We start from the raw sequence: 23,849 nt of genomic DNA on the forward strand, positions 1-23,849 counted from the left end.
ATTGGCCGTTCCCGGGCAGAACGCCCGCGCCGACCGACCCATGGATGTCCCTTGCCCAGGTTCAGTGTCATTGTCCCCGCGTACAAGGTCCAGGCGTACCTGTCCGAGTGCCTGGACTCGGTGCTCTCGCAGTCGTACCCCGATCTCGAACTGATCGTCGTCGACGACCGCTCACCGGATGCCTGCGGTGCGATCATCGACGAGTACGCGGCCCGCGACGCCCGCGTCCGGCCGGTGCGTCTGCCGGAGAACAAGGGCCTGGGCGGCGCCCGCAACGCGGGCCTGGAGCAGGCCGCCGGCGACTACGTGGTCTTCGTCGACGGCGACGACACCCTCACCCCGGACGCGCTGCGGGCGATCGCCGACCGGATCAAGGAGACCGGCGAGCCGGACGTCCTGGTCTACGACTACGCGCGGACCTTCTGGACGGGCCGGGCGGCCGGCGACAAGGTCTCCCCGCAGCTGACCGAACAGGGCCCGGCACCCTTTTGCCTGGAGGACCGCCCGGGGCTGCTTCGGGTGCTGATGGTGGCCTGGAACAAGGCCTACCGCCGGGAGTTCCTCGCGCACCACGCGTTCCGCTTCCCGCCCGGCTACTACGAGGACACCCCCTGGACCTACCCGGTCCTGATGGCGGCCGAGTCGATCGCCACGCTCGACCGGGTGTGCGTGCACTACCGGCAGCGCCGGCAGGGCGGCAACATCCTCGCCACCACCAGCCGCCGGCACTTCGACATCTTCGAGCAGTACGACCGGGTGTTCGCGTTCGTCGAGGAGCGGCCCGAACTCGCCCGCTGGCGGCCGCTGTTGTACCGCCGGATGATGGACCACTTCTCCACGGTGTTCACCAAGCGGGACCGGCTGCCGCGCGGCACCCGAGCCGAGTTCCTGCGCCGGGCGCGCGCCCACTGCCGCCGGTACCGCGCCCCGGGCGCCCCGGTGCCGCTGCGCTCCCGGCTGCGCCACACCCTGGTCCGTCTCGGTCTGCACCGCACCTACCGCGCGCTCCAGCTGACCGCGTCCGCCCGCCTCCGTACCCTCCGGCTCGCCGCCGGGCTCGCCCGCGCGCTGCGGGCCGGCGCCCTCCAGCTGCACTACCGCGTGCAACTGCGCCTGCCGCTGCGCTCGGACCGCGCCGTCTTCGCCGCCTACTGGGGCCGCGGCCACGGCTGCAACCCGGGCGCGCTGGAGGTCGCGTTCCGCACCCTGGCCCCGCAGATCAGCACCGCGTGGATCGCCCGTCCCGAGCACCGGCACACCCTGCCGCCGGGGCCGCGCGGGATCCGTCCGGGCACGGCCGCCTACTGGACGGCGCTGGCCCGCTCCAAGTACCTGGTGAACAACGTCAACTTCGACCGCCGGCTGCGCAAGCGCCCCGGCCAGGTGTTCGTGCAGACGCAGCACGGCACCCCGCTCAAGCACATGGGCCTCGACCTCCAGGAGCGCCCGGCCGTCGGCGGGGGCATGGACTTCGAGGAGTTGCTGCGGGGGGTCGACAAGTGGGACTACGTGCTGTCCGCGAACCGCCACACCACCCTGACCTGGGAGCGGGTCTACCCCGGCCGCTACACCACGCTGGAGTACGGCTACCCGCGCAACGACGTCTTCCAGCGGGCCACGTCGGCGGACGTGACCCGGGCGCGCGAGTCGCTCGGCGTCCCGGAGGGCGCGGTCGCGATCCTGTACGCGCCCACGCACCGCGACTACCGCCGCACCCAGCGCCCCGCGCTGGACCTGGAGCGGATCCTGCGCCGCCTCGGCCCGCGCTTCGTGGTCCTGGCCCGCGCCCACTACTGGCACGGCGGCCCGCTGGGCGGGGGCGGCCGGGTCATCGACGTCAGCGCCCACCCGAGCGTCGAACAGCTGTGCCTGGCCTCGGACGTGCTGGTCACCGACTACTCGTCGATCATGTTCGACTACGCCAACCTTGACCGGCCGATCGTCGTGCACACCGAGGACTGGCAGGCGTACGAGGCGGCCCGGGGCACCTACTTCGACCTGCGTTCCTGTCCGCCGGGCGCGGTCGCCCGCAGCGAGGACGAGCTGATCGACATCTTCGCCACCGGCCACTGGCGCGGCTCCCGCTCCGCCCAGCTGCGGTCCGCGTTCCGGGAGCGTTTCTGCCCCTACGACGACGGGCGCGCCGCCGAGCGGGTCGTACGGCATGTCGTGCTGGGCGAGACGGAGCAGCCGCTGGCGATCACCCCGCTCGGCGAGCGTCACCCCGTGCCGTCGGCCGCCTCCGCCCTCCCGGAGTCGCCGGTCGCCACCGTCGCGCAACCTTCCGTTCCCGGGCCCGTCACCGAGAGCCACTGAACGCCGTTTGCCCTACCGGGAGTTCCCATGCCCCCCAACACCTCGCGGCCCACTCCGACCCGGCCCTCCACCTGGCGGCCGGACGGGCGGCCGGGCCGCGTCCGCAGGGTCTGAGCGCCGGGTCGCACGCGTCCGGGCGCCCAGGCGAGACAACAGAAAGAGCAGAATGCCCCGCTTCAGCATCATCGTCCCGTCCCATGGGGTCGCGGGCCGGCTGTCCCAGGCGCTGGACTCGGTCCTCGCCCAGTCCTTCGGCGACCTGGAGCTGATCCCGGTCTGCGACGCACCGGACACCCCGGCCGCCGAGGTGGCCGCCGGTTACGCCGAGCGGGACTCCCGGGTGACCCCGGTCGACTCGCCGCCCTCCGCCGGTCTGAGCGGGGCGCGCAACGCCGGGATGCGGGCGGCGACCGGCGCCTATCTGCTGTTCCTGGACGGCGACGACGTCCTGGTGCCGGGGGCGCTGGCGGCGCTGGACGCACGCCTCACCGAGGTGGCGGGCGCCGACGTGCTGTACTTCGAGCACGAGCGGACCCCCTGGTGGGAGGGCGAGCCGACCAATCCGGCCGCCCCGCTGCTGGCCGGGACGCCGAAGGGCGCCTTCTCCCCCGACCGGGCGCCCGGGCTGACCGGTGTCCCGTTCCCGGCGTGGAGCGCGCTCTACCGGCGCGCCTTCCTGGGCGAGCGCCGACTGGTCTTCCCCGACAGCCACTTCACGGACATCGGCTGGGGCGGCCTGGTCGGCATGGCGGCCGAGCGGATCGCGGTGCTGCGCTCGGTGGTCGTACGCCATCGGCTGCGCAGGCAGGGCAGCCGGCTCAATCTGCCGGGTGCGCACCAGCACGAGCTGCTCGACCAGGTGGAGCTGGTGCTGACCCGGGCCGCCGAGAGCGGGCTTCCGGCCGAGCGGGCCCGACCGCTGTTCGAGCAGCTGTTCACCATCGTCCTGAAGACCGCATCACGGCCGGAGCGGCTGCCGTCCGGGCACCGCCGGTTCTTCCGCCGGGCCGGCCGTCTGCACCGCCGGCACCGCCCGGCCGGCTTCCGGATGCCGGGCGGCAGGCTGGGCGTGCAGCACCGGCTGCTGGCCACGGGGGCGTACACGGCGTTCCGCGCGCTGCGGGGCGCCAACCAGGTGGCGGTGCGGCTCGCCGAGGTCACCCCGCGCCTCGGCGCGCTGCGCACCCGGCTGCGCTACGCCGTCGATCTGCGCCGCCCCCTCGATGACCGCCTCGCCGTGTACTGCGCCTACTGGGGCCGCGGTTACGCCTGCAACCCGGCCGCCATCCACGCCAAGGCCCGCGAACTCGCCCCGCACATCCGGTCGGTGTTCCTCGTCGAGGCCGGCCAGGCGCACGCCATGCCGAAGGGCGTCGACTACGCGGTGATCGGCAGCCGCCGCTACTGGCAGGTGCTGGCCCGGGCCAAGTACCTGGTGAACAACGCCAACTTCGCGGAGGACGTGGTCAAGCGCCGGGGCAGCGTGCACGTGCAGACCCAGCACGGGACGCCGCTGAAGAAGATGGGCGTGGACCAGTCGACGTACCCGGTGGTGGCCGCGCAGACCGGCAGCTTCACCAAGCTGCTGAACCGGGTGGACCGCTGGGACTTCAACCTCTCCGCCAACCGCCACTCCACCCAGATGTGGGAGCGCGCCTTCCCCGGCTCGTACGAGGCGCTGGAGTACGGCTATCCGCGCAACGACGTCTACTGCACGGCGGGCGCGGAGGACGTGCTCCGCGTCCGGCGCGAGCTGGGTGTCCCGGAGGGCAGCACGGCCGTCCTGTACGCGCCCACCCACCGCGACCACCACACCGGCTTCGAGGCCGGCCTGGATCTGGCGGCCTTCTGCGAGGCGGCCGGCGAGAACGTGGTCGTGCTGCTGCGCGCCCACTACTTCTACGACCGGGGTCTCGCCGCGAGCGGCGGCCGGATCATCGACGTCACCGCGCACCGCTCGGCCGAGGACGTGTGCCTGGCCGCCGACGCGCTGGTCACCGACTACTCCTCGATCATGTTCGACTACGCCAACCTGGACCGGCCGATCGTCGTGTACGCCGACGACTGGGAGGTCTACCAGGAGACCCGGGGCGTCTACTTCGACCTGATGGCCGAGCCGCCGGGCCCGGTCGTGCGGACGGCCGAGGAGCTGGCCCGGGTCTTCCGCGACGGTTCGTACGCGAACGCGGAGTCCAAGGAGCGGCGGGCCGCGTTCCGCAGGCGGTTCTGCCAGTTCGACGACGGCCGGGCCGCCGAGCGCGTGGTACGGCGGGTGCTGCTCGGTGAGCCGCCGGAGGCGATCCCGCCCGTGATCCCGCTCGCGGAGCGCATCCCCGCTCCCGCCGCCGCGACCCTCGTGAGGAGCTGACCCGCCGTGCCCCGCTTCAGCCTGATCATCCCCTGTTTCAAGGTGCAGGGCTTTCTGCGCGAGTGCCTGGACTCGGTCCTCCTGCAGTCCTTCAACGACCTCGAACTGATCGCCGTGGACGACTGCTCCCCGGACGGCTGCGGGGCCATCCTCGACGAGTACGCGAACCGCGATCCGCGGGTGAAGGTGCTGCACCTGCCCGAGAACGTGGGCCTGGGCCGGGCCCGCAACGCGGGTCTGCCGCATGCCACCGGCGACTACCTGTTCTTCCTCGACAGCGACGACACCCTCACCCCGGGCGCGCTGCGCGCCATCGCCGACCGCCTGGACGAGGCCGGCGACCCCGACGTGCTGGTGTTCGACTACGCGCGTACCTACTGGTGGGGCGGCACCCGGCGCAACGTCCTGGCGGAGGTGCTCGCCGACGCGGGCGCGGGCACCTTCACGGTCGGTGAGCACCCCGAGATCCTCGATCTGCTGATGGTGGTGTGGAACAAGGTCTACCGGCGGGACTTCGTCGAGGAGAACGGCTTCGCGTTCCCGCCCGGTTACTACGAGGACACGCCCTGGACCTTCCCGGTCATGCTGAGCGCCCGGCAGATCGCCACCCTCGACCGGATCTGCCTGAACTACCGCCAGCGCCGCCAGGGCAACATCCTGTCCACCACCAGCCGCAAGCACTTCGACATCCACGAGCAGTACCAACGGGTCTTCCGGTTCGTGGACACGCGCGCCGAGCTGTGGAGCTGGCGGCCGTACCTGCACCGCAAGATGGGCGAGCACTGCCTGGACATCCTGGCCAAGCCGGACCGGCTGCCGCCGTCGGACCGGGCCGAGTTCTTCCGGCGTACGGCGGAGATGTTCCGCAGCTACCGGCCCGAGGACGCCCTGGTCGACGGCGAGGTGGCGCAGCTGGAGGGCGGTTACCCGCTGTACCTGCTCAAACGGCAGGCCGGGCGGGCGGCGCAGGAGGCGGGACGGCGGGCGGCGCCGGTGCGCCGGGCGGCGGGGGTACGGGCCCGGCGCGGGCTGGCGCGGCTGCTCGCGCACCGCCCGCTGGACCCGCACCTCGTCGTGTACTCGGCGTCCTCGCACCGGGGGATGCTGGGCGACCCGGAGGCCGTCTACCGCAAGGCCCGCGAGATCGCGCCGCAGCTGCGCGGGGTGTGGGTCGTACGCGACGAGGAGGCGGCCGAGCAGCTGCCCCCGGGCGTCGAGTACGTGCTGCCGGACACCCGGCGCTATCTGGAGGTCACCTCCCGGGCGAAGTTCCTCGTCAACGACGTCAACTGGCCCGGTCCGCTGGTCAAGCGGCCGGGCAGCGTGCACATCCAGACGCATCAGGGCACGCCGCTCAAGTACATGGGCGCCGATCTGCTGGGCAAGCCCGGCGCCCGGCACGGCTTCGACGTGCCGCAGATACTGCGCCGGGCCGACCGCTGGGACTACAGCCTGGTCGCCAACCGGCACTCCGAGCTGGTCTGGGAGCGGGCCTACCCCTGCCACTTCACCTCGGTGCGCACCGGCAGCCCGCGCAACGACGTGCTGGTCGAGGGCGGTGAGGACGCGGAGGCCGCCGCCGCGCAGTTCCGGTTCCGGTACGGCATTCCCGAGGACCACGCGGTGGTGCTGTACGCGCCGACCCGCCGGGACTACCGCCGGGGCGGTCATGTGGACCGGGTCGATCTGGCCCGGTTCGCCGCCGACCTGGGCGAGGGGCACACCCTGGTGGTCCGGCTGCATCCGACGCTGGCGACCGGCCCCGCGCGCGGGATGGGCCTGGCGGAGCTGCACCGGCGCGGGATCGTGGTCGACGCGACCGACGAGCCGCACGCCGAGGTGGTGATGCTCGCCTCGGACGCGCTGGTCACCGACTACTCGGCACTGATGTTCGACTACGCCAACCTGGACCGGCCGATCGTGGTCCACGCCGACGACTGGGCCGCGTACACGGCGAGCCGGGGTGCCTATCTCGACATCACCGCCGAGGCGCCGGGCCATGTCTCGCGTTCCTACCGGGAGCTGGCCTGGCTGTTCGCCTCCGGAGCGTGGCGGGACGAGGAGGCGGGGCGGCTGCGGGCGGACTTCCGGGGGCGGTTCTGCGAGTTCGACGACGGCCGGGCCGCCGAACGGGTCGTACGGACCCTGCTGCTCGGGCAGCCGATGCCCGGTCCGGAGCCGGCCCGGGTGCCCCGTCCCGCCGCCGGCCGCGACGAACTGGCCTCGACATGAGGGCGCGCGGCTGGGTCCTGGTGCTGGCCGCGGTGTTCGCGCTGCTCCAGCTCGCGAACGTGACCGACCGGGACACGCCGGACTCCGAGAACTACGTCTCCTACGCGCTGGACCTGGGCGGTGCGGGCAAGCGGGAGGCGGCCACCGCGACCATCGACTGGGTGTGCGCGGGCCGGGCGTCCCGGGCCCGCCGGAACCAGAGCGTGGACGTGGTGCGCTTCCACCGGCCGAGCCCGACCCGGGGGGCGCTCGCGCGGTGCCGGGCGGCGCAGTGGCCGAAGGTGGAGCGACGGCTGCGGGCCGGGCAGACGGACGGGCACATCGTGCCGTTCGTGGCGCCGCGCCTGCGGCGGATCTTCGAGGTGCGGCCCGGCTATCCGGCCTTCCTGCTGCCGTTCGTCTCGGCGTTCGGGGTGACCTGGGGGGTGTGGCTGGCGAGCGTGGTCCTGGCGGTGGCGGGCGGGGTCCTGGTCTTCCTGGTCCTGCGCACCCTGTCGCTGCCCGTGCCGCTCGCGCTGACCGGCCAGGCCCTCTACTACGTCCTGCCGTGCGGGACGACCGCGATGCGGCCGATGACCGAGGGCCTGATGATGGCGCTGACCCTGACGGCGGTGTGGGGCTGCGCCCTGGCCCTGAGCGGGCGGGCCCGGGCCGGTACGGCACTGGTCGCCGGCTGTCTGCTCGTCCTGTTCACGGTGAAGCACTCGCAGGCGCTGTTCCTCGGGGTGGGCCTGGCCGGGGCGGGCGGCGCGGTCGCGCTGTGGCGCCGTCGGCGGGGCCGGGCGCCGGGGCGCGGAGTGGTGGCGATCGCGGCGGCGGGCTGCTGTGCGGTGCTGGGCACGCTGCTGCTCGCCCGGCTGCTGCACTACCCCACGGAGACCGACAGCGTCCAGGACCTGCTGACCAACCACTACGCCCGCCCGGACCGGGCGCACCCCTGGCCGGAGCTGCTGCACCTGGAGGGCGACTTCTGGAAGGAGTGGCTGCGCCGGCAGTTCAAGGAGCCGCTCTTCGTGACGGGGCTGGCGGCGGGTGCGTGGGGTGCCGTGCGACGGCCCGCGTTCGGCTGCTTCCTGCTGGCGGCGGCGGGCACCGGGATCATGACGCAGGCCGGCCACCCCGACATCAACGTCTGGGGTGGCCGGCTGATCGTGCTGGCCTGGCTGCTGCCGGTGGTGGGAGTGCCGCTGCTGCTGGAGCCCCTGGGACGGCGGTCGGTGACGCTTCCGGCGCAGGGGCGGCAGTCCGACCTCGCCGGACTTACTCGATGACGAGGTCGACCTCGATGTTGCCGCGGGTGGCGTTGGAGTAGGGGCAGACCTGGTGGGCGGTCTCGACCAGCTTGCGGCCGGTCGCCTCGTCCACGGTGTCGGGCAGCTCCACGCGCAGCGTCACCTTCAGGCCGAAGCCCTCGCCCTGCTTGCCGATGCCGACCTCGGCGGTCACGGCGGCGTCGGTGACGTCGACCTTCGCCTGGCGGCCGACGAGGCCGAGGGCGCTGCCGAAGCAGGCGGCGTAGCCGGCGGCGAAGAGCTGTTCCGGGTTGGTGCCCTCGCCGTTGCCGCCCAGCTCCACCGGCGGGGCCAGCTTGACGTCGATCTTGCCGTCGTTGGAGACGGCGCGACCGTCACGGCCGTGGGTGGCGGTGGCGACAGCGGTGTAGAGCGCGTCCATGGAGAACCATCCCTCTGAAGTGGTGTGGGGTCCGTGCTGGCACGGTGTCTTGCGAGACCCAGTAGAGCACACAATTAAGTTGTGCACAACTAAATGGTCCGCCGGAGTTATCCTGGACCCATGACCGCCACCACCTCCGAAGCCGACTGGCTCCGCCTGGACCGCCAGATCTGCTTCTCCCTGCACGCCGCGTCGCGCGCCTTCAACGGCGTCTACCGCGTGATCCTCAAGGACCTGGGCCTCACCTATCCGCAGTACCTGGTGATGCTGGTGCTGTGGGAACAGGGCGACCTCCCGGTCAAGACGCTCGGCGCACATCTGCGGCTCGACTCCGGCACGCTGTCCCCGCTGGTCAAGCGGCTGGAGGGAGCGGGTCTGGTACGACGGGAGCGCAGCGCGCGCGACGAGCGCTCGGTACAGGTCCGGCTGACCGGGGAAGGGGCCGAGCTGCGCGAGCGGGCCCTTCAGGTGCCGCGCCGGATCGCCGAGGCGACGGGCCTCGACCTGGCCGAGATCGGCGAACTGCGCGAGCGCCTCGACCGGCTCACGAGTGCCCTGGACGCGGCGGCACCGGTAGTGGCCGGGGACGACTGAGGGCGGCTTCGCGGACGTGGAGCCGCTCGGACGTAGAGCCGCACGGTGACGCCGTCCCCCACGGACTCGCCGCCGGCCGGCGCGAACCGCTCGTCCAGTATGGCGATCTTCAGCCGCTCGACGGGGTCGCTCGGGACCCATCGCCCGGCCGCGACGTCCCGCTCGGCGACCACCCACACCCGGTGAAGCCCGGCGATCCTCGGCCGCAGCACACGCGGCGCGGCCTCCCGGCCGTACAGGGTGCCGGAAGCCGCGGCGTTCTGGGCGAGCGCCACGTCCCGTGTCCCCCGAAAGGGCCCCGGGTACGCCAAGGCCGTCCCCCTTGCGTGGGACGGCAGGAACAGCACGGCGTCACCCGGACGCAGTACACGTGCGGCCGCCCGGGAGACGGCGGCCAGATTGTCGGGCCGGTGGTCAGGGGAACGGTCGGCGCGAAGGAGGGGGAACTGCAGGAGCGGGACGAGGGCGATGGCCAGCAGGCCGCCGAAGGCAAGAATCGGGAAAGAGAACGATCGTGTCCTCGCCGACCGCGGTGACCGCCACCGGCACCTCCTCGTCACACCGGGCCACAGCCGCCCGAGGGACCCGGCCACCCGGTCCGCGCCCGACGCCACCAGCAGCGGCGCCCCGGCCAGCGCGTACAGCACATAACGGTCGACGTACAGCGGCGACGACCACCGCGACAGCAGCATCAACGACACCGGTGGCAGCACCGCCAACGGCAGCGCCACAGCCGCGCAGGTGACCTCCCCGCGCCGCCCCACCAGCCTCCCCGCCCCCACGAACGCCAGCCCCAGACACACCCAGTACACGACCGGCGTCACCCCGACGAACGCCCGCAACAACCCCTGCGCCGTCTGCACCGTCGGCTCCCGCAGCCACGCCACCTGCGCCGACTGCGCCCGCGACACCGCCACCATCGGCAGCAGCGACAGCACCACGGCCCCCGCCGCACACCCCCACCCCCGCCACACCCGCCGGCCCACCCGCCCCAGCGCCAGCGAACAGGCGTGCGCGAGCAGCAGCAGCACCGCGAACTCGTGCAGCCAGCAGGTGAGCCCCAGGAGGGTGCCGTACGCCCACCAGGACCGCCCGCCTCCCGCCGCCCGCACGAACAGCAGCGTCGCCCCGGTCGCCCCGGCCGCGACCAGGGCGTACGAGCGGCCCTCCTGCGCGTAGTGGCCGACCATCGGTGTGACGGCGTACAGCAGCCCCGCCCACAGCCCCACCCGGGGCCGGGCCAGCCGCGCGCCGAGCGCCGCCACCAGGGCGGCCGTGAGGGTCGCGGCGGCCACGGAGGGCAGCCGCAGCAGTACCTCGCCGGGGTGCGCGGCGAGGACGGCGTGCATCAGGAGGTAGTACAGGCCGTGCACCGCGTCCACGGTGTGCAGCAGCCGCCAGATCTGCGGCACCGTGCGCCGCGCGACCTGGAAGGTGACGGCCTCGTCACGCCACATCCCGCCCCGGTCGAGCCCCCAGAGCCCGAGCAACAGCATCACCAGCGCCGGCGGGCACACGGTCAGGACATGCCGGAACCGACGCGCGACACGCACCGGCGTACGGCCGGGCGCGCGCCGGTCCGTACGGCGGGGCACGTCGCCCGAGGGACTCGCCGGACGCGACCGGGGCTTCACCAGAGGCGCGATCTTCACCACGGCCCGATCTTTTACGATTAGCCAACCTTTGCACGGCATTGACGGCGTATCACCGTCGATACACCATCCGCGCGGCTTAGGCTCCCACGTGATGAACCGCCGCCTTCACGCCCTCGTCCCGCCCACCCCCGCCCGCCCCCTGCCCCTCCTCGCGGCCGTCTGGCTCGCCACCCGGGCCCTGATGCTGTGGCTGCTCGTCCACGACAGCCTGCCGGTGCTGGGTAACGGAGCGGTGGCGCGCGAGGTGTGGAAGCTTTACTTCCACTGGTACGCCGTCCTGTCCCACGGCGCCTTCCCGGCCCACGACACGCTGTGGCAGTACCCGCCGGGCGCCGGTGTGGTGCTGCTGCTGCCGGGCCTGGTCCCGGGGTTGACGTACTTTCAGGCGTTCGTGGTGCTCACGCTGGCCGCCGACGCGCTGGTCACGGGGGCGCTGGCGCGGGCGGGCGGGCGTGTGGGGCGCAGTCTGCGCGGCGCGGCCCTGTGGACCTGCGGTCTTCCGCTGCTGCTGCACGTCCCGCTCGCCCGCTACGACGTGACGGTCACGGCGCTGGCCGTCGTCTCCCTGCTGGCACTGTCGCGCTCCGCGCGCGCGGCCGGGGCCTTCGCGGCGCTGGGCGCGCTGGTGAAGGTGTGGCCGGGGCTGGTGCTGTTCGGCACGCACCGGGGGCACAGGACGCGGTCCGCGTGGCTGTGCGCGGCGGCCACCGGGACCGTGTCCCTGGCGTTCTTCGTGATGTCGTTCGACAACCCGTTCGCTTTCCTGCGGCAGCAGGGCGGCCGGGGCGTACAGATCGAGTCGCTCGGCGGTACGGCGCTCAACCTGGCGCGCCATGCCGGCTGGCCCGGTACGTCGCGCTACCGGTACGGCTCGGTGGAACTCGTCGGCCCGTACGTGTCCGCCGTCGCGACCGCGTCGCTCGCGCTCACCGCGGCCGCGTTCGCGCTGCTGCTGGTGTGGCGGGTGCGAGCCAGGCGCTGGAGCGCGGCGACGCCGTACGACGCGGCGCTGACCGCGGTCCTGTTGTTCACCGTGACCAGCCGGGTCCTCAGCCCGCAGTACATGATCTGGCTGCTGGGCCTGGCCGCCGTCTGCCTGACCTCGCGGCACACCACCCAGCGGCCGGTCGCCGCGCTGATCGTGGCGGCGACGGTGCTGACCTCCGTCGCCTACCCCGCGCTCTACCACGAGGTCATGGCGGGCACCTGGACGGGCTGTCTGCTGATGCTCGCCCGCAACGGGCTGCTCACGGCCGCCGCGGTGCTGGCATTCGTCCGGTTGTGGCGCTTCGGACGGCCGCCTTCGGGGGAGACCGTGCCGATGAGGGAACCCCGGGCCGGATCCGATCGTCTTGCGAAGCGAGCCCCCAGCTACTCTTAACGGGCCATTACCAGAATTTTTTACTCTCACGGCCCGTGGACCCCATGCACAGAGACACCCGGCAGGACCCGCGCACCGCGCAAGCCTCGCCGACCGCGCCCGCCTCACCGACCGACCAGGTGGGTGTCGTCGTCATCGGTTACAACGACGCGGCCCACGTCCTCGACGCGGTGCGGTCGGCACTGGCCCAGGGGTCCGCGGTCCGCGAGGTCGTCGCCGTGGACGACTGTTCCACCGACGACAGCGTCGCGCTGCTGTCCCGTCTGGCCGCAGAGGAACCCCGGCTGCGGGTGGTGAGCCGCAGCGTCAACAGCGGCGGCTGCGGCAGCCCGCGCAACACCGGCATCGAGACGGTGACGGCGCCGTACGTGATGTTCCTGGACAGCGACGACGTGCTGCCGCCCGGCGCGGTGGACGCACTGCTCGCGGCGGCCACTCAGGCGCGCGCCGAGGTGGCGAGCGGCCTGTGCGTGCGCCGGGAGCTGCCCTCCGGGCAGGAGCAGCCCTGGGAGGCGCCCCTGTACGGCGAGCCCGCCGTTCTCGCGCGCCCCTCCCAGCGCCCCCGCCTGGTCCACGACACGCTGTGCGTCAACAAGCTGTACCGGACCGACTTCCTGCGGGAGAACGACATCCGCTTCCCGGACGGCCGCTTCCTCTACGAGGACATCGTCTTCACCGCGCGCGTGCTGGCCGCCGGGCCGCGGATCGCCCTGGTCCCGGACCCGGTGTACGTGTGGCACGTGCGGCGGTCCGCCGAGCAGCTGTCGCTCTCCCTGGACCGGGGGCGCATCGACAACTGGCAGGCACGCACCCGGGCGTGCGCGATGGCGTACGACATTTTGCTGAACGCCGGGCAGAAGGAGCTGGCGCGGGCCGCCCGTGCCAAGTTCCTCGACCACGAGATGCGGATGTACGTGCGCGAACTGGGGTTGCGCGGCGAGGACTACCGGCGCGCCTGGTGGGAGCACACGCGGGCGTATCTCTCGGGGTACGACGCGACCGACTGGGAGGCCAACCCGACCGCGCCCGGCCCGCTGCTCGCCCGGATCGTCCTGGAGTCCCCGGAGCCCCGTGACCTGCCCCGGCTGAAGGAACTCGCCGCCCGGCCGGCCCGGCTGCGCCCGCCCTACGCACGCGCCGACGACGGCACCCCCGTCTGGTCGGAGGACCTCCCCCAGGTCTCGCTCGCTCCCTACCTGACCCGCCCCACCCATGTGCTCCCCTTCGCGCTGGACGCGGAACTGCGCCCCCGGGCGCGCGGGACCCGGCTGCGGCTGCGACTGCACGAGCTGTACGGACGGGTGGCGCAGGCGGGACCGCAGGAGGTGGAGGTGGAGTGGCAGGCGCGTGAGAACAAACACACGCCCCTGCGCACCACGGTCGCCTTCACGGCCGCCGGTGACCAGGGCTGGACGGCCGAAGCGCCCGTCGACCTGAACGCGCTGGGCGCGGGCACCTGGGATCTGCGGCTGCGGCTGCGGTTCGCGGACGGCGCTTGCCGGGACGTCACGGCGCACGCCGTCGCGGGCGCCGGTCTGCTGCGCCGGCACGCCGTCGCGAGCGCCCGGCACGGTGTGCTGCTCGTGCAGCCGTACGCCACCCACTCCGGCGCGCTGGCCCTGCGGGTGGCGGCGGGGGCCCAGGGAGCGACGAAGGTGGTTCGTGGCAGACTGCGGCGCCTGTTTCACTGAGGAGTGAACAACAGCCCGCCGATGGGTGCGGGCCGACTGACGAGGAGACGGCCTCAGATGACCTGGCTGATCACCGGCGGCGCCGGCTACATCGGCGCGCACGTCGTACGCGCGATGTCCGAGGCGGGCGAGCGGGCGGTGGTGTACGACGACCTGTCCACCGGCATCACCGCACGCGTGCCCGAGGGGATCCCGCTGGTGGTGGGCTCCACCCTGGACGCCGACCGGCTGGCGCACACCCTGGCCGAGCACGAGGTCACCGGTGTGGTGCACCTGGCGGCGAAGAAGCAGGTGGGCGAGTCGGTGGACCGTCCGCTGCACTACTACCGGGAGAACGTCGAGGGCCTGCGCGTCCTGCTCGACGCGGTGACGGCGGCCGGTGTCCCGTCCTTCGTGTTCTCCTCCTCGGCCGCCGTCTACGGGATGCCCGACGTGGACCTGGTGACCGAGGAGACGCCCTGCGCTCCCATGTCCCCGTACGGCGAGACCAAGCTCGCGGGCGAGTGGCTGGTGCGGGCGACGGCCAGGGCGACCGGTCTGTCCGCCGCCTGCCTGCGCTACTTCAACGTGGCCGGCGCGGCCACCCCGGAACTGGCCGACACGGGCGTCTTCAACCTGATCCCCATGGTCTTCGAACGGCTCACGGCGGACACGCCCCCGCGCATCTTCGGCGACGACTACCCCACCCCTGACGGCACCTGTGTGCGCGACTACATCCACGTGGTGGACCTGGCCGAGGCCCATGTGGCCACCGCCCGTGCCCTGCGCGCCACCCCCGGCCGCGAGCTGACGCTCAACATCGGCCGCGGCGAGGGCGTCTCGGTGCGCGAGATGATCGACCACATCAACGCGATCACCTCCTACGACCGCCCGCCGACCGTCACCCCGCGCCGCCCGGGTGACCCGGCCCGCGTCGTCGCCTCCGCCGACCGCGCCGCCACGGAGCTGTCCTGGAGGGCCAAGCACGACGTGCAGGACATGATCACCTCGGCCTGGGAGGGCTGGGTCCGGCTCCACCCGGAGGCCGCCCGAGCCTGATCCGCCGCCTGACCCGGAGCCGACGGGCCCCGTGTGCGACGCCTGGACGTCGCGCGCGGGGCCCGTCGGCTCCGGCCGGTCCGGCCGTCCGGTCAGAGCGCCTTGAGGGCCGCCGCCGTGGCTCGGGCCAGGGTGGCCAGATAGCCCTTGGGAAGTTTCGGGGTGCGGATGATGACCGCACGCCAGTAGAGGGGGCCGGAGATCATGTCGAGGGCCAGTTCGTCGTCGATGCCCGTGCGGACCTCGCCCCGCCGTTCGGCCGCCGCGATGATCTTGCTGGCCACGCCCTCCTGACCGTCGCGCAGGGCCTTCTGCATGGCCTCGGCGATCTCGGGATTGCGGGCCGCCTCCGCCTGCAGGTCCGGGATGATCTGCGAGGCCACCGGGTGACGCAGGGCACGGGACGTCACCTCGTACAAAAGGGCGAGATCCCCCTCCAGGGAGCCGGTGTCCGGCACGGGCAGGCCCAGGACGGCCAGCGCCGAGACCACGTCCAGGACCAGGTGCAGCTTGGAGCGCCAGCGGCGGTAGACGGCGGTCTTGCCGACACCCGCCCGCCGGGCGATGCCCTCGATCGACATGCGCGCGTAGCCGACGGCCGCCAGCTCCTCGAAGACGGCCGCGCGGATGGCGTCCGTCACGTCCTCTCTGAGCACGGCCGCGCCGGCAGGGGGGCGGCGGCGCGGACGCGTCTGGGGCTCCTCGGCGTTCGTCGTCATGCGGTCCAGCATAGGGCGTAACGACGATACGGTTGCGTTCCGACGTCGAATAGGCCTACCCTCCCGTTGCGACGATACGGACCCGTCCTGACGTAAGAAAACGTGAAGAGAAGCGTAAGGAACCGCCGGGTGACGGGAGCCCCCGCCCCGCGCCCCGGCGGCGGCCCGGACGCACGCACCCCACCCCCGAGCGAAAGCAGCGGATGTGAGCCAGGTTCTCCACACACCGCCCCAGACCCCGGCCCCGGTCGGCGACGACCTCGCGGCGCTCGCCGCCCGCCACGGCCTCGCGGTCAGTGGCGCCCGCCCCTCCCTGCCGGCGTACGTCCGCCAGCTGTGGGCACGGCGCCACTTCATCACCGCCTTCGCCACCGCCAAGCTCACCGCCCAGTACAGCGACGCGAAGCTCGGCCAGATGTGGCAGGTGATGAACCCCCTGCTGAACGCCGCGGTGTACTACTTCATCTTCGGCGTCCTGCTCGGCACCAAGCACGGCGTCAAGGACTACGTCCCGTTCCTGGTCACGGGCGTGTTCATCTGGACCTTCACCCAGAGTTCGATCATGGCGGGCACCCGGGCCATCTCCGGCAACCTCGGCCTGGTCCGCGCCCTGCACTTCCCGCGCGCCGCGCTGCCGATCTCCTTCTGCCTCCAGCAGCTCCAGCAGCTGCTGTTCTCGATGGCCGCCCTGGTCGTCATCCTGCTGTGCTTCGGCATCCCCGTCGCCGCGTCCTGGCTGCTGGCCATCCCGGCGCTGGTCCTCCAGTTCGTGTTCAACGCCGGCGTGTCGATGATCGTCGCGCGGATGGGCGCGAAGACCCCGGACATCGCCCAGCTGATGCCGTTCGTGCTGCGCACCTGGATGTACGTGTCCGGCGTGATGTGGAACATCACGAAGCTCACCAAGTCGGACCACCTGCCGCACGTCGTGACGGTCGTCCTGCAGTCCCAGCCGGCCGCCGTCTACATCGACCTCATGCGGTACGCCCTGATCGACAGCTTCCACGCCAAGCAGCTGCCCCCGCACGTGTGGGCGGCGGCGACCGGCTGGGCCCTGCTCGCCGGGGTCGGCGGCTTCATCTACTTCTGGAAGGCTGAGGAGACGTACGGCCGTGGCTGAGAACGTGAACGACACCCTCTCCAACACCCCCACCGACTCCACCCCCCGCTCCGAGGCGCCCGGCGCCGTCGTGGACGGCGCCCCGGTCCCCACCGTCATCGCCGACGGCGTCGACATCGTCTACCGGGTCAACGGCACCGGCGCCGGCCGCGGCTCCGCCACCGCCGCCCTCAACCGGATACTGCGCCGCAAGCAGGCCGAGAAGGCGGCGGGCGTGCGCCGGGTGCACGCGGTCAAGAAGGTCTCCTTCGTCGCCTACAAGGGTGAGGCGATCGGCCTGATCGGCACCAACGGCTCCGGCAAGTCGACACTGCTGAAGGCGGTCGCCGGCCTGCTCCCGGTGGAGAACGGCCACATCTACACCCACGGCCAGCCCTCCCTGCTCGGCGTCAACGCGGCCCTGATGAACGACCTCACCGGCGAGCGCAACGTCCACCTCGGCGGCCTCGCCATGGGCATGTCCCGCGAGCAGATCAAGGAGCGTTATCAGGACATCGTCGACTTCTCCGGGATCAACGATAAGGGCGACTTCATCACCCTTCCGATGCGCACCTACTCCTCCGGCATGGCCGCCCGGCTGCGCTTCTCCATCGCCGCCGCCAAGGACCACGACGTCCTGCTCATCGACGAGGCGCTGGCCACCGGCGACAGCTCCTTCCAGAAGCGGTCCGAGGAACGGATCCGCGAGCTGCGCCAGAGCGCCGGAACGGTCTTCCTGGTCAGCCACAACAACAAGTCGATCCGCGACACCTGCGAGCGCGTGCTCTGGCTGGAGCGCGGCGAGCTGCGCATGGACGGACCGACCGAGGACGTCATGAAGGCCTACGAGGACTTCAGCGGCGACAAGAAGACGGCCGGCAAGACCGGCACCAAGTAAGACGGGGAACGGGTAAGACCCGGAACCTGAGACACTGGAACCCGGTAAGACCGGCATCCGGCAAGATCGGAAGCCGGTAAGGCGCCACGCGCCGACGAGCCGGACCGAAACCGACAGCCCCAGAAAGTCACTCTTCCTTCCATAGCCCCCACGGGGGCGAGCGCGATTATCCCTTTCATCTTCTTGATGACAGTATGACGGGAAAGGTGCGCCCGGAGACGACGAGATGAAGGAGTCCACCGCGATGCCAGAACTCAGCGTCATCGTCCATGGGCCAAATGCCCAGGGACACTTGACGGAGCTGCTAGACGCGCTGGACACCCGTCCGTTGCCGACCGCCGAGGTGATCGTCGCCGCCGTCGGCGACTGGGCGCGGGAGGCGGCCGAGGGACACACCCCGGAGACGGTCGTGGTGCCGCTCCCGGAGGGCACCTCGGACGCGGCGGCCCGGGTGGCCGGCGCGGCGCGGGCGACCGGCCGCTGGCTGCACTTCGTGCACGCCAAGGACGGCCTGCCCGCCGGCACGCCCCGGCTGCTCGCCGAGCGCGCCGCTGAACTGCCGGACACGGTGGACGTCCTCCTGTTCGACCATGTCACCACCACCTGGCAGACCGCCGCCTCCCCGTCCCGCGACGGCCGCCTCCTCGCCGCCGTCGGCCGCGAGGACCTGTCCCTGGACGAGGCCGCCGACCTGCTGCGCCTGACCCCGCTGCTCGGCAACCGCGTCCTGCGCGCCGACTTCTGGCGGGCACACCAGGAGCAGCTCGCCGTCGACGACGAGCCGCACGCCGCCCATGCGGCCCTGCTGCACGCGGGCCGGATCGCCTGCCTGAACCAGGTGGCTTACGAGAACCGCGAGTTGCGCCCCGAGAGCCTGCCGCCGCTCGTCCCCGAGGACCGGTTCGCGCTCATCGACCGCTACGAGGCGCTGCTCCCCCACACCCGGGACCGCCGCGCCGCCCGCACGGTGCTCTACGACCTGATGATGCGCGACCTGGTGCGCACCTTCGCCGGCGAGAACCTGCCCGACGCGGTGGCCCGCGAGTTCTTCCGCCGCGCCTCCCTCGCCGCGGTCCGCTGGCGCCCCGAGAACCACGAACGCCCGGCGGGTCTGGAGGGCGTACGGCACGCCCTGCTGGAGGAGGGCGCGTACACCAAGTACCGCGCGTTCCAGGCCGCCAACCGCAGCCGCCGCGCGGCCAAGAAGGCCGTACGCACCCGTAAGCGCCAGGTCGGCGCCAAGCTCCGCGACCAGCAGTACCGGCGCGCCCTGTGCCGCCCGGTCGACCCGAACCTGGCCGTGTTCGCCGCGTACTGGGAGCGCGGGGTGGCCTGCAACCCGGCCGCGATCGCCGCCAAGCTCGCCGAACTCGCCCCGCACATCCACCCCGTGTGGGTGGTGTCGAACGAGAACGCGTCCCTCCTGCCGCCCGGCACCGACCATGTGGTCCCGGGCACCCGCCGCTACTGGGAGACGCTGGCCACCGCCAAGTACCTGGTCAACAACGTCAACTTCCCCAACGCGTTCGTCAAGCGCCCCGACGCCGTCCACATCCAGACCCACCACGGCACCCCGCTCAAGCGCATGGGCCTGGACCAGATGGAGCACCCGGCCGCCGCCAAGGGCCTGGACTTCAACGCCCTGCTGGCCCGCATCGACAAGTGGGACTACAGCGTCAGCGCCAACAGCCACTCCACCCGTATGTGGGAGCGCGCCTACCCGGCCCGCTACACCTCCCTGGACTACGGCTATCCGCGCAACGACGTCTTCTACACCGCCACGGCAGCCGACGTCCGCGCCGCCCGCGAGCGCCTCGGCATACCGCCCGGCAAGACGGCCGTCCTGTACGCCCCCACCCACCGCGACTACGAGGCCGGGTTCACCCCCCGCCTCGACCTGGCCGCGCTGGCCGACCGCCTCGGCGAGGACACCGTCCTGCTGGTCCGCGCCCACTACTTCTACGGCGGCGCCGCATCCCCGCTCACCGGGCTGCGCCGCACCGGCCGGATCATCGACGTGTCGTCGTACGACCCCGTCGAGGAGCTGTGCCTGGCCGCCGACGCGCTGGTCACGGACTACTCGTCGATCATGTTCGACTACGCCAACCTCGACCGGCCGATCGTCATCTACGCCGACGACTGGGAGACGTACACGACGACCCGCGGCGTGTACTTCGACCTGATGGCGGAGGCCCCGGGCCAGGTGGCGCGCACCCAGGAGGAACTCACCGAGATCCTCACCTCCGGTGCCTGGCACGACGAGAGCGCGAGGAAGGCGCGGGCCGCCTTCCGGCGCCGGTTCTGCGAGTACGACGACGGCCGCGCCGCCGAACGGGTCGTGCGGCGGGTCTTCCTCGGCGAGCCCGAGGAGGCGCTGCCGCCAGTGATCCCGGTGGAGGACCGCACCCCCGCACCGAGCCCCGAGGAGGCCACGGCATGACCACGACCCCCGACGTCACGGTGACGGTCATCGTCTACAACGACGCGGAACGACTGCCCAGGGCCGTCGCCTCCCTGCGTGCGCAGACGCACTCCAACATCGAGATCATCATCAGCGACGACCACTCCACGGACGACACCCCGGCCGTGGCCCGGCGGCTGGCGTCCGAGGACGCGCGCGTCCACTACCTGCGGCTGCCGGAGAACAGCGGCGGCTGCAGCGCGCCCCGCAACCGGGCCATCGAGATCGCCCGGGCGCCGTACCTGATGTTCCTCGACAGCGACGACGAACTCCCGCCGCACGCCGTCGAGTCGCTGCTCGCCGCGCACCGCGAGCGCGAGGTGGACTTCACCATGGGCGCCGTCCGGCGGGTCCGGGTGGACACCGGACAGCGTTCGACCTGGATGCCGCACCTGGTGTCCGAGCGCCGCACCGTGGAGGGCATCGAGGCCGACCCCCGGCTGCTGTTCGAGCACCTGTCCACCAGCAAGATGTACGCGCGGTCCTTCCTGGACCGCCACGACCTGCGCTTCCCCGAGGGCATCCACTACGAGGACCAGCTGTTCTCGGCCCAGGCGTACTGCCTGGCCAAGGCGTTCACGATCATCCCGGACCCGGTGTACCTCTGGTACATAGCGCCGTACGCGGCGGCCGAGGCGGCCTCGATCTCCAACCAGCGGCACAAGCTCAGCAACGTCCGCGACCGCGTCCACGTCCAGCACCTGATCGACGAGTTCCTGGTGGCGAGCGGGCACGAGGCGCTGCGGGAGGACAAGGACTACAAGTTCCTCAAGCACGACTTCCGGATGTACGCGGGTGACCTGCCCTACCGGGACGCGGAGTGGCTGGAGTCCTTCGCGGAGATCACCACGCCGTACCTGGACACCCTGTCCCCCGGCGCGTACGCGCGGCTGCCCCGTCCGGAGCGGGTCGTCCTGCAGCTGCTGCGCGACGGCCGGCTGGCCGAGGCCCAGCTGGCGGCACGCGGCCTGGGTCACGACGTGGCCCCCCGCCAGGTGACCACGGACGCCGACGGATCGGTGTACTGGGGTGACACCGTCCCGTCCTCCGACGCCGCCCGCCGCGAACTGGACGTCTCCGACCTGGAGATGGACACCCGGTCCTTCCCCAGCGCGCAGTTCCGCCACGAGATCACGGAGCTGACCCCGGGACCGGGAGCCACCCTCGCCCTGACGATCCGCACCTACGACCCGGGTCTGCGCCTCCCCGTGGGCCCGCACCGCGCGCGCCTCATCGTCGCCCCCGGCCGGCGCCGCCTGATGGTCCCCTTCCGTCTGGCCCCCGTCCGGCCCGGCGTCTTCGAGGGCCGGGTCGAGGTGGACCTGTCCGCGGCCCCGGTACCGCTGCAGGGCTTCGAGGGCATCCGTCACCCCCTGATCCGTCTGGACCAGCAGGGCCTCGCCAACTCGGGTCTGCTGCTGGCTCCCCTGGAGTTCCCCACCCGCACGGCGCGGGTGGACTACCACTCCGGTACCACGCCCCACACGGTCACCGTCGAACCGGAGGGCCGCAACCCCGGCCGCCTCCAGATCCGCTGGCGCCCCGTGGGCATAACGGCCCGTGTCATCCGCCCCGTCGCCCTTCGGGTGGCGCACCCCAAGCTGCGCCGGGCGGCCCAACTGGTGTCGAGCGTCCTGCGGTAGGCGGGCGCAACTGAGCGCGGGCCGGTACTCGTCGAGTACCGGCCCGCGCGTCATGTCCGCGCCTCAGGGCACCACCCGGTACAGGACCTGGTGGGCCGGTCCCCCGGTCACCTTGCGCAGGCCCGGCCCCGCCAGGCGGCGCGAGCCCACCACCCAGCGCACGTCGTACCGGTGCAGAATGGCCGCACGCTCCGTCGCCGGGGTACCTGAGGCGAAGTATCGTTCCACCGCCGCCTCCCGCCGCGCCGCGTCCGGCAGGAAGATGTCCGGATATCCCGGCGCCACGGTGTAGGGCCCGTACGCGGGGATCTGGCGTGCCGGAGTCGTCCGGGCCATCACCACATCGCCGTACTTCACCCACGGCGTGAGCCAGTGGTAGCCGACCCACGGCGTCTGGTACTTCGCCGCGACGGGCGACGGCAGCGCCGCCCGTCCCGTCACGTACCCGAGGGTGCCGGCCTGCGCCCACGCCCCGACGGCCAGACCGGCGCCGAGCACACACGCCACCCCGGTCCGGAGGGACCGCCGCCCCGCCGACACGACCTCCAGCGCGGCGGCGAGCTGCGCGGGGATCAGCGCGGCGGGCAGCGCCCGGCCCCAGGAGTAGTGGCCGGACAGACCGCCCGCGGCGAACATCAGGACGCCCAGCAGGAAGAACAGCACCAGCGGATCCCAGCGGTCCCGCCGCCAGCGCAGGCCCAGCGCCGCCACCCCGAGCAGCACCAGCCCGAACCGGCCGAGAAGGTGCTCGTACAGCGGCTCGTGGATGGCCTCCAGGTCCCCGCCCGCGGAGAAGAGGGAGAAGAAGTCGTAGTACGGCCACAGCCACAGCACGACCACGCCCAGCGCCAGCGCGGCGGCGAGCCGCAGCAGCACGGCGCGGGCCGGCCGCGCCGCGATCACCATGGCCAGGGCGCCCAGGGAGGCCACCACGCCGGTGAACTGGTGGCACAGCAGGATCAGCGACCACAGCGCCCCCAGCCACAGCCACCGCCCCCACGCGGCATCCTCGCGCAGTGCCCGCGTCAGCCACGCCCAGAAGTGGAAGGACAGCCCGAGTGCGAACACGCTGGGGTACGCGATCGTCAGCGCCAGCGAGTTCAGGCCGATGAAGCCGCTCCAGTTGAGCAGCGACGGCCCCCAGAGGAACACCAGGCACAGCAGCGCCAGCGCCGGCGCGGCACGGTGCGCGCTCAGCGTCCGGACGTACCGCCACACCCCGGTGACCAGCAGTCCGAGCCCGACCACCGCGCCCATGCGCAGCACGACGAACACCGACAGCCCGGTGAGCCGGGCGACGGTGGCGAGGACCAGCATCCACGGCGAGTAGTACGGGCTCGCCGTGTCCGCGTCGACGAGCGGATTGCCCGGGTGCAGCAGGCTGTGCCGCAGCCGCTGCACGGTGGCGGCGTGCATGCCGAGATCGCCCGCCCAGGGAAGGCGGACGATCACCAGGAGCATCAGGAGCAGGACGAGTGCGGCGGCGGCCTGCGGCAGGGCCCGGCCGGCACTCGCCGTGCTAGGCGGTGTGGTGCGCATCCTGCTGGAACACCCAGGTGCGGTAGACCAGGAAACGGAAGGCGGAGGCGAGGACGATCGACAGCGCCTTGACCAGGTTCGATCCGAACGGCCCGGTCAGCTCCAGGCTGTGGTAGCCGACGTAGAACAGGCCGCTTTCCATGACGACGCCGAGACCGCTGAAGACGAAGAACAGGGCGATCTGCCGACGGGTGCGCGAGGCCCGGTCGCGATAGGCGTAGAAGCGGAAGCCGAGGTAGTTGGTCGCCATCGCGACACAGCTGGCCAGCACCGTCGCGGTCATCGCCGGCCAGCGCAGCCCGTGCAACAGCATGTTGAACACGAGGAAGTTGACGAGGACACCGCTGCCCCCGACGACCCCGAATTTCACGATCTCCAGCACGACGCGCTTGACTGGACGGGCTGGAGCCGGAGCCGGGGCGGGGGCGGCGACGGGGGCTGCCGGCCGGGTCTCGGTGAGGTTGGCTGTCACAGCGCCGACCCTATCCGAAACCTGTTGATTAGCAGGAAACGGTAAATTCGTTGATCTTTTTTGTCTAAG

Annotated in this window: 16 protein-coding genes and 1 pseudogene; 12 read left to right on the forward strand and 5 right to left on the reverse strand. The window is 72.3% G+C overall.

The window, feature by feature from the left end; translation table 11 throughout:
- Positions 1 to 51 precede the first annotated feature (51 nt).
- The 4 genes from ACFYMM_RS30955 (at position 52) to ACFYMM_RS30970 (ending at position 8,187) form a co-directional block, all read left to right on the forward strand.
- Positions 52 to 2,316 (forward strand): CDP-glycerol glycerophosphotransferase family protein, encoded by a 2,265-nt coding sequence (locus tag ACFYMM_RS30955; protein ID WP_388392337.1) that lies wholly within the window; start codon positions 52 to 54, stop codon positions 2,314 to 2,316.
- Positions 2,317 to 2,482: 166 nt separating this feature from the next.
- Complete coding sequence (locus ACFYMM_RS30960) at positions 2,483 to 4,684, forward strand: CDP-glycerol glycerophosphotransferase family protein (protein WP_388392339.1); 2,202 nt, start codon at positions 2,483 to 2,485, stop codon at positions 4,682 to 4,684.
- Positions 4,685 to 4,690: 6 nt separating this feature from the next.
- Entirely contained in the window at positions 4,691 to 6,916 is a 2,226-nt protein-coding gene (locus ACFYMM_RS30965; RefSeq protein WP_388392341.1) for a CDP-glycerol glycerophosphotransferase family protein, read from the forward strand.
- On the forward strand, positions 6,913 to 8,187 hold the full coding sequence (locus tag ACFYMM_RS30970; protein WP_388392344.1) for a hypothetical protein: 1,275 nt from the start codon (positions 6,913 to 6,915) through the stop codon (positions 8,185 to 8,187). Before ACFYMM_RS30965 ends, ACFYMM_RS30970 begins: the two co-directional genes overlap by 4 nt.
- Here the strand turns inward: ACFYMM_RS30970 and ACFYMM_RS30975 are convergent.
- Positions 8,177 to 8,590 carry an organic hydroperoxide resistance protein gene (locus ACFYMM_RS30975; protein WP_388392347.1) on the reverse strand — a complete coding sequence of 138 codons (414 nt, stop codon included), beginning with the start codon at positions 8,588 to 8,590 and terminating at the stop codon, positions 8,177 to 8,179. The two genes, ACFYMM_RS30970 and ACFYMM_RS30975, sit on opposite strands and share 11 nt — an antisense overlap.
- 93 nt (positions 8,591 to 8,683) lie before the next feature.
- On the opposite strand from ACFYMM_RS30975, the gene ACFYMM_RS30980 reads away from it, so the two are divergent.
- Positions 8,684 to 9,184, forward strand: a complete 501-nt coding sequence (locus tag ACFYMM_RS30980; protein ID WP_388392350.1) for a MarR family winged helix-turn-helix transcriptional regulator — start codon at positions 8,684 to 8,686, stop codon at positions 9,182 to 9,184.
- Between the two features lie 983 nt (positions 9,185 to 10,167).
- Here ACFYMM_RS30980 and ACFYMM_RS30985 read toward each other — a convergent pair.
- A pseudogene (locus ACFYMM_RS30985) lies at positions 10,168 to 10,878 on the reverse strand (glycosyltransferase family 39 protein); the annotation flags it as partial.
- Between the two features lie 52 nt (positions 10,879 to 10,930).
- Here ACFYMM_RS30985 and ACFYMM_RS30990 point away from each other — a divergent pair.
- The 3 genes from ACFYMM_RS30990 to galE are packed head-to-tail and all read left to right on the forward strand — an operon-like array spanning position 10,931 to position 14,949.
- Complete coding sequence (locus ACFYMM_RS30990) at positions 10,931 to 12,220, forward strand: glycosyltransferase 87 family protein (RefSeq protein ID WP_388392352.1); 1,290 nt, start codon at positions 10,931 to 10,933, stop codon at positions 12,218 to 12,220.
- 44 nt (positions 12,221 to 12,264) lie between these two features.
- The gene (locus ACFYMM_RS30995) at positions 12,265 to 13,911 is read left to right on the forward strand and encodes a glycosyltransferase family 2 protein (protein WP_388392355.1); all 1,647 of its coding nucleotides are present in this window, start codon (positions 12,265 to 12,267) and stop codon (positions 13,909 to 13,911) included.
- Positions 13,912 to 13,968: 57 nt separating this feature from the next.
- Positions 13,969 to 14,949, forward strand: coding sequence for a UDP-glucose 4-epimerase GalE (gene galE, locus ACFYMM_RS31000; protein WP_388392357.1), 981 nt, complete (start codon positions 13,969 to 13,971; stop codon positions 14,947 to 14,949).
- A gap of 92 nt (positions 14,950 to 15,041) precedes the next feature.
- On the opposite strand, the gene ACFYMM_RS31005 is transcribed toward galE, so the two are convergent.
- Positions 15,042 to 15,668 carry a TetR/AcrR family transcriptional regulator gene (locus ACFYMM_RS31005; RefSeq protein ID WP_388392360.1) on the reverse strand — a complete coding sequence of 209 codons (627 nt, stop codon included), beginning with the start codon at positions 15,666 to 15,668 and terminating at the stop codon, positions 15,042 to 15,044.
- 205 nt (positions 15,669 to 15,873) lie between these two features.
- Between ACFYMM_RS31005 and ACFYMM_RS31010 the strand changes: the two genes are divergently transcribed.
- From ACFYMM_RS31010 to ACFYMM_RS31025, 4 genes are all read left to right on the forward strand, one after another.
- Positions 15,874 to 16,788, forward strand: coding sequence for an ABC transporter permease (locus ACFYMM_RS31010; protein WP_388392363.1), 915 nt, complete (start codon positions 15,874 to 15,876; stop codon positions 16,786 to 16,788).
- Between the two features lie 70 nt (positions 16,789 to 16,858).
- Entirely contained in the window at positions 16,859 to 17,665 is an 807-nt protein-coding gene (locus ACFYMM_RS31015) for an ABC transporter ATP-binding protein (RefSeq protein WP_388392439.1), read from the forward strand.
- A gap of 244 nt (positions 17,666 to 17,909) precedes the next feature.
- Positions 17,910 to 20,105: a CDP-glycerol glycerophosphotransferase family protein gene (locus tag ACFYMM_RS31020; RefSeq protein ID WP_388392366.1), complete on the forward strand. Its 2,196-nt coding sequence runs from the start codon at positions 17,910 to 17,912 to the stop codon at positions 20,103 to 20,105.
- Positions 20,102 to 21,769 (forward strand): glycosyltransferase family 2 protein, encoded by a 1,668-nt coding sequence (locus tag ACFYMM_RS31025; protein ID WP_388392368.1) that lies wholly within the window; start codon positions 20,102 to 20,104, stop codon positions 21,767 to 21,769. The genes ACFYMM_RS31020 and ACFYMM_RS31025 overlap by 4 nt, the downstream gene beginning before the upstream one ends.
- 63 nt (positions 21,770 to 21,832) lie before the next feature.
- Here the strand turns inward: ACFYMM_RS31025 and ACFYMM_RS31030 are convergent, their stop codons facing one another.
- Positions 21,833 to 23,308 (reverse strand): hypothetical protein, encoded by a 1,476-nt coding sequence (locus ACFYMM_RS31030; RefSeq protein WP_388392370.1) that lies wholly within the window; start codon positions 23,306 to 23,308, stop codon positions 21,833 to 21,835.
- Positions 23,289 to 23,780: a GtrA family protein gene (locus tag ACFYMM_RS31035; protein ID WP_388392373.1), complete on the reverse strand. Its 492-nt coding sequence runs from the start codon at positions 23,778 to 23,780 to the stop codon at positions 23,289 to 23,291. The genes ACFYMM_RS31030 and ACFYMM_RS31035 overlap by 20 nt, the downstream gene beginning before the upstream one ends.
- Positions 23,781 to 23,849: the final 69 nt, after the last annotated feature.

The sequence above is a fragment of the Streptomyces sp. NPDC006739 genome (assembly GCF_042869815.1).
In the GTDB taxonomy this organism is placed as follows: domain Bacteria; phylum Actinomycetota; class Actinomycetes; order Streptomycetales; family Streptomycetaceae; genus Streptomyces.

Coding starts and splice junctions, on each gene's coding strand:
- ACFYMM_RS31025 (WP_388392368.1), top strand. CDS start 20,102: ATGACCACGACCCCCGACGTCACGGTGACGGTCATCGTCTACAACGAC.
- ACFYMM_RS31005 (WP_388392360.1), bottom strand. CDS start 15,668: ATGACGACGAACGCCGAGGAGCCCCAGACGCGTCCGCGCCGCCGCCCC.
- ACFYMM_RS31030 (WP_388392370.1), bottom strand. CDS start 23,308: ATGCGCACCACACCGCCTAGCACGGCGAGTGCCGGCCGGGCCCTGCCG.
- ACFYMM_RS30980 (WP_388392350.1), top strand. CDS start 8,684: ATGGTCCGCCGGAGTTATCCTGGACCCATGACCGCCACCACCTCCGAA.
- ACFYMM_RS30990 (WP_388392352.1), top strand. CDS start 10,931: ATGAACCGCCGCCTTCACGCCCTCGTCCCGCCCACCCCCGCCCGCCCC.
- ACFYMM_RS30995 (WP_388392355.1), top strand. CDS start 12,265: ATGCACAGAGACACCCGGCAGGACCCGCGCACCGCGCAAGCCTCGCCG.
- ACFYMM_RS31020 (WP_388392366.1), top strand. CDS start 17,910: ATGCCAGAACTCAGCGTCATCGTCCATGGGCCAAATGCCCAGGGACAC.
- ACFYMM_RS30960 (WP_388392339.1), top strand. CDS start 2,483: ATGCCCCGCTTCAGCATCATCGTCCCGTCCCATGGGGTCGCGGGCCGG.
- galE (WP_388392357.1), top strand. CDS start 13,969: ATGACCTGGCTGATCACCGGCGGCGCCGGCTACATCGGCGCGCACGTC.
- ACFYMM_RS30970 (WP_388392344.1), top strand. CDS start 6,913: ATGAGGGCGCGCGGCTGGGTCCTGGTGCTGGCCGCGGTGTTCGCGCTG.
- ACFYMM_RS30975 (WP_388392347.1), bottom strand. CDS start 8,590: ATGGACGCGCTCTACACCGCTGTCGCCACCGCCACCCACGGCCGTGAC.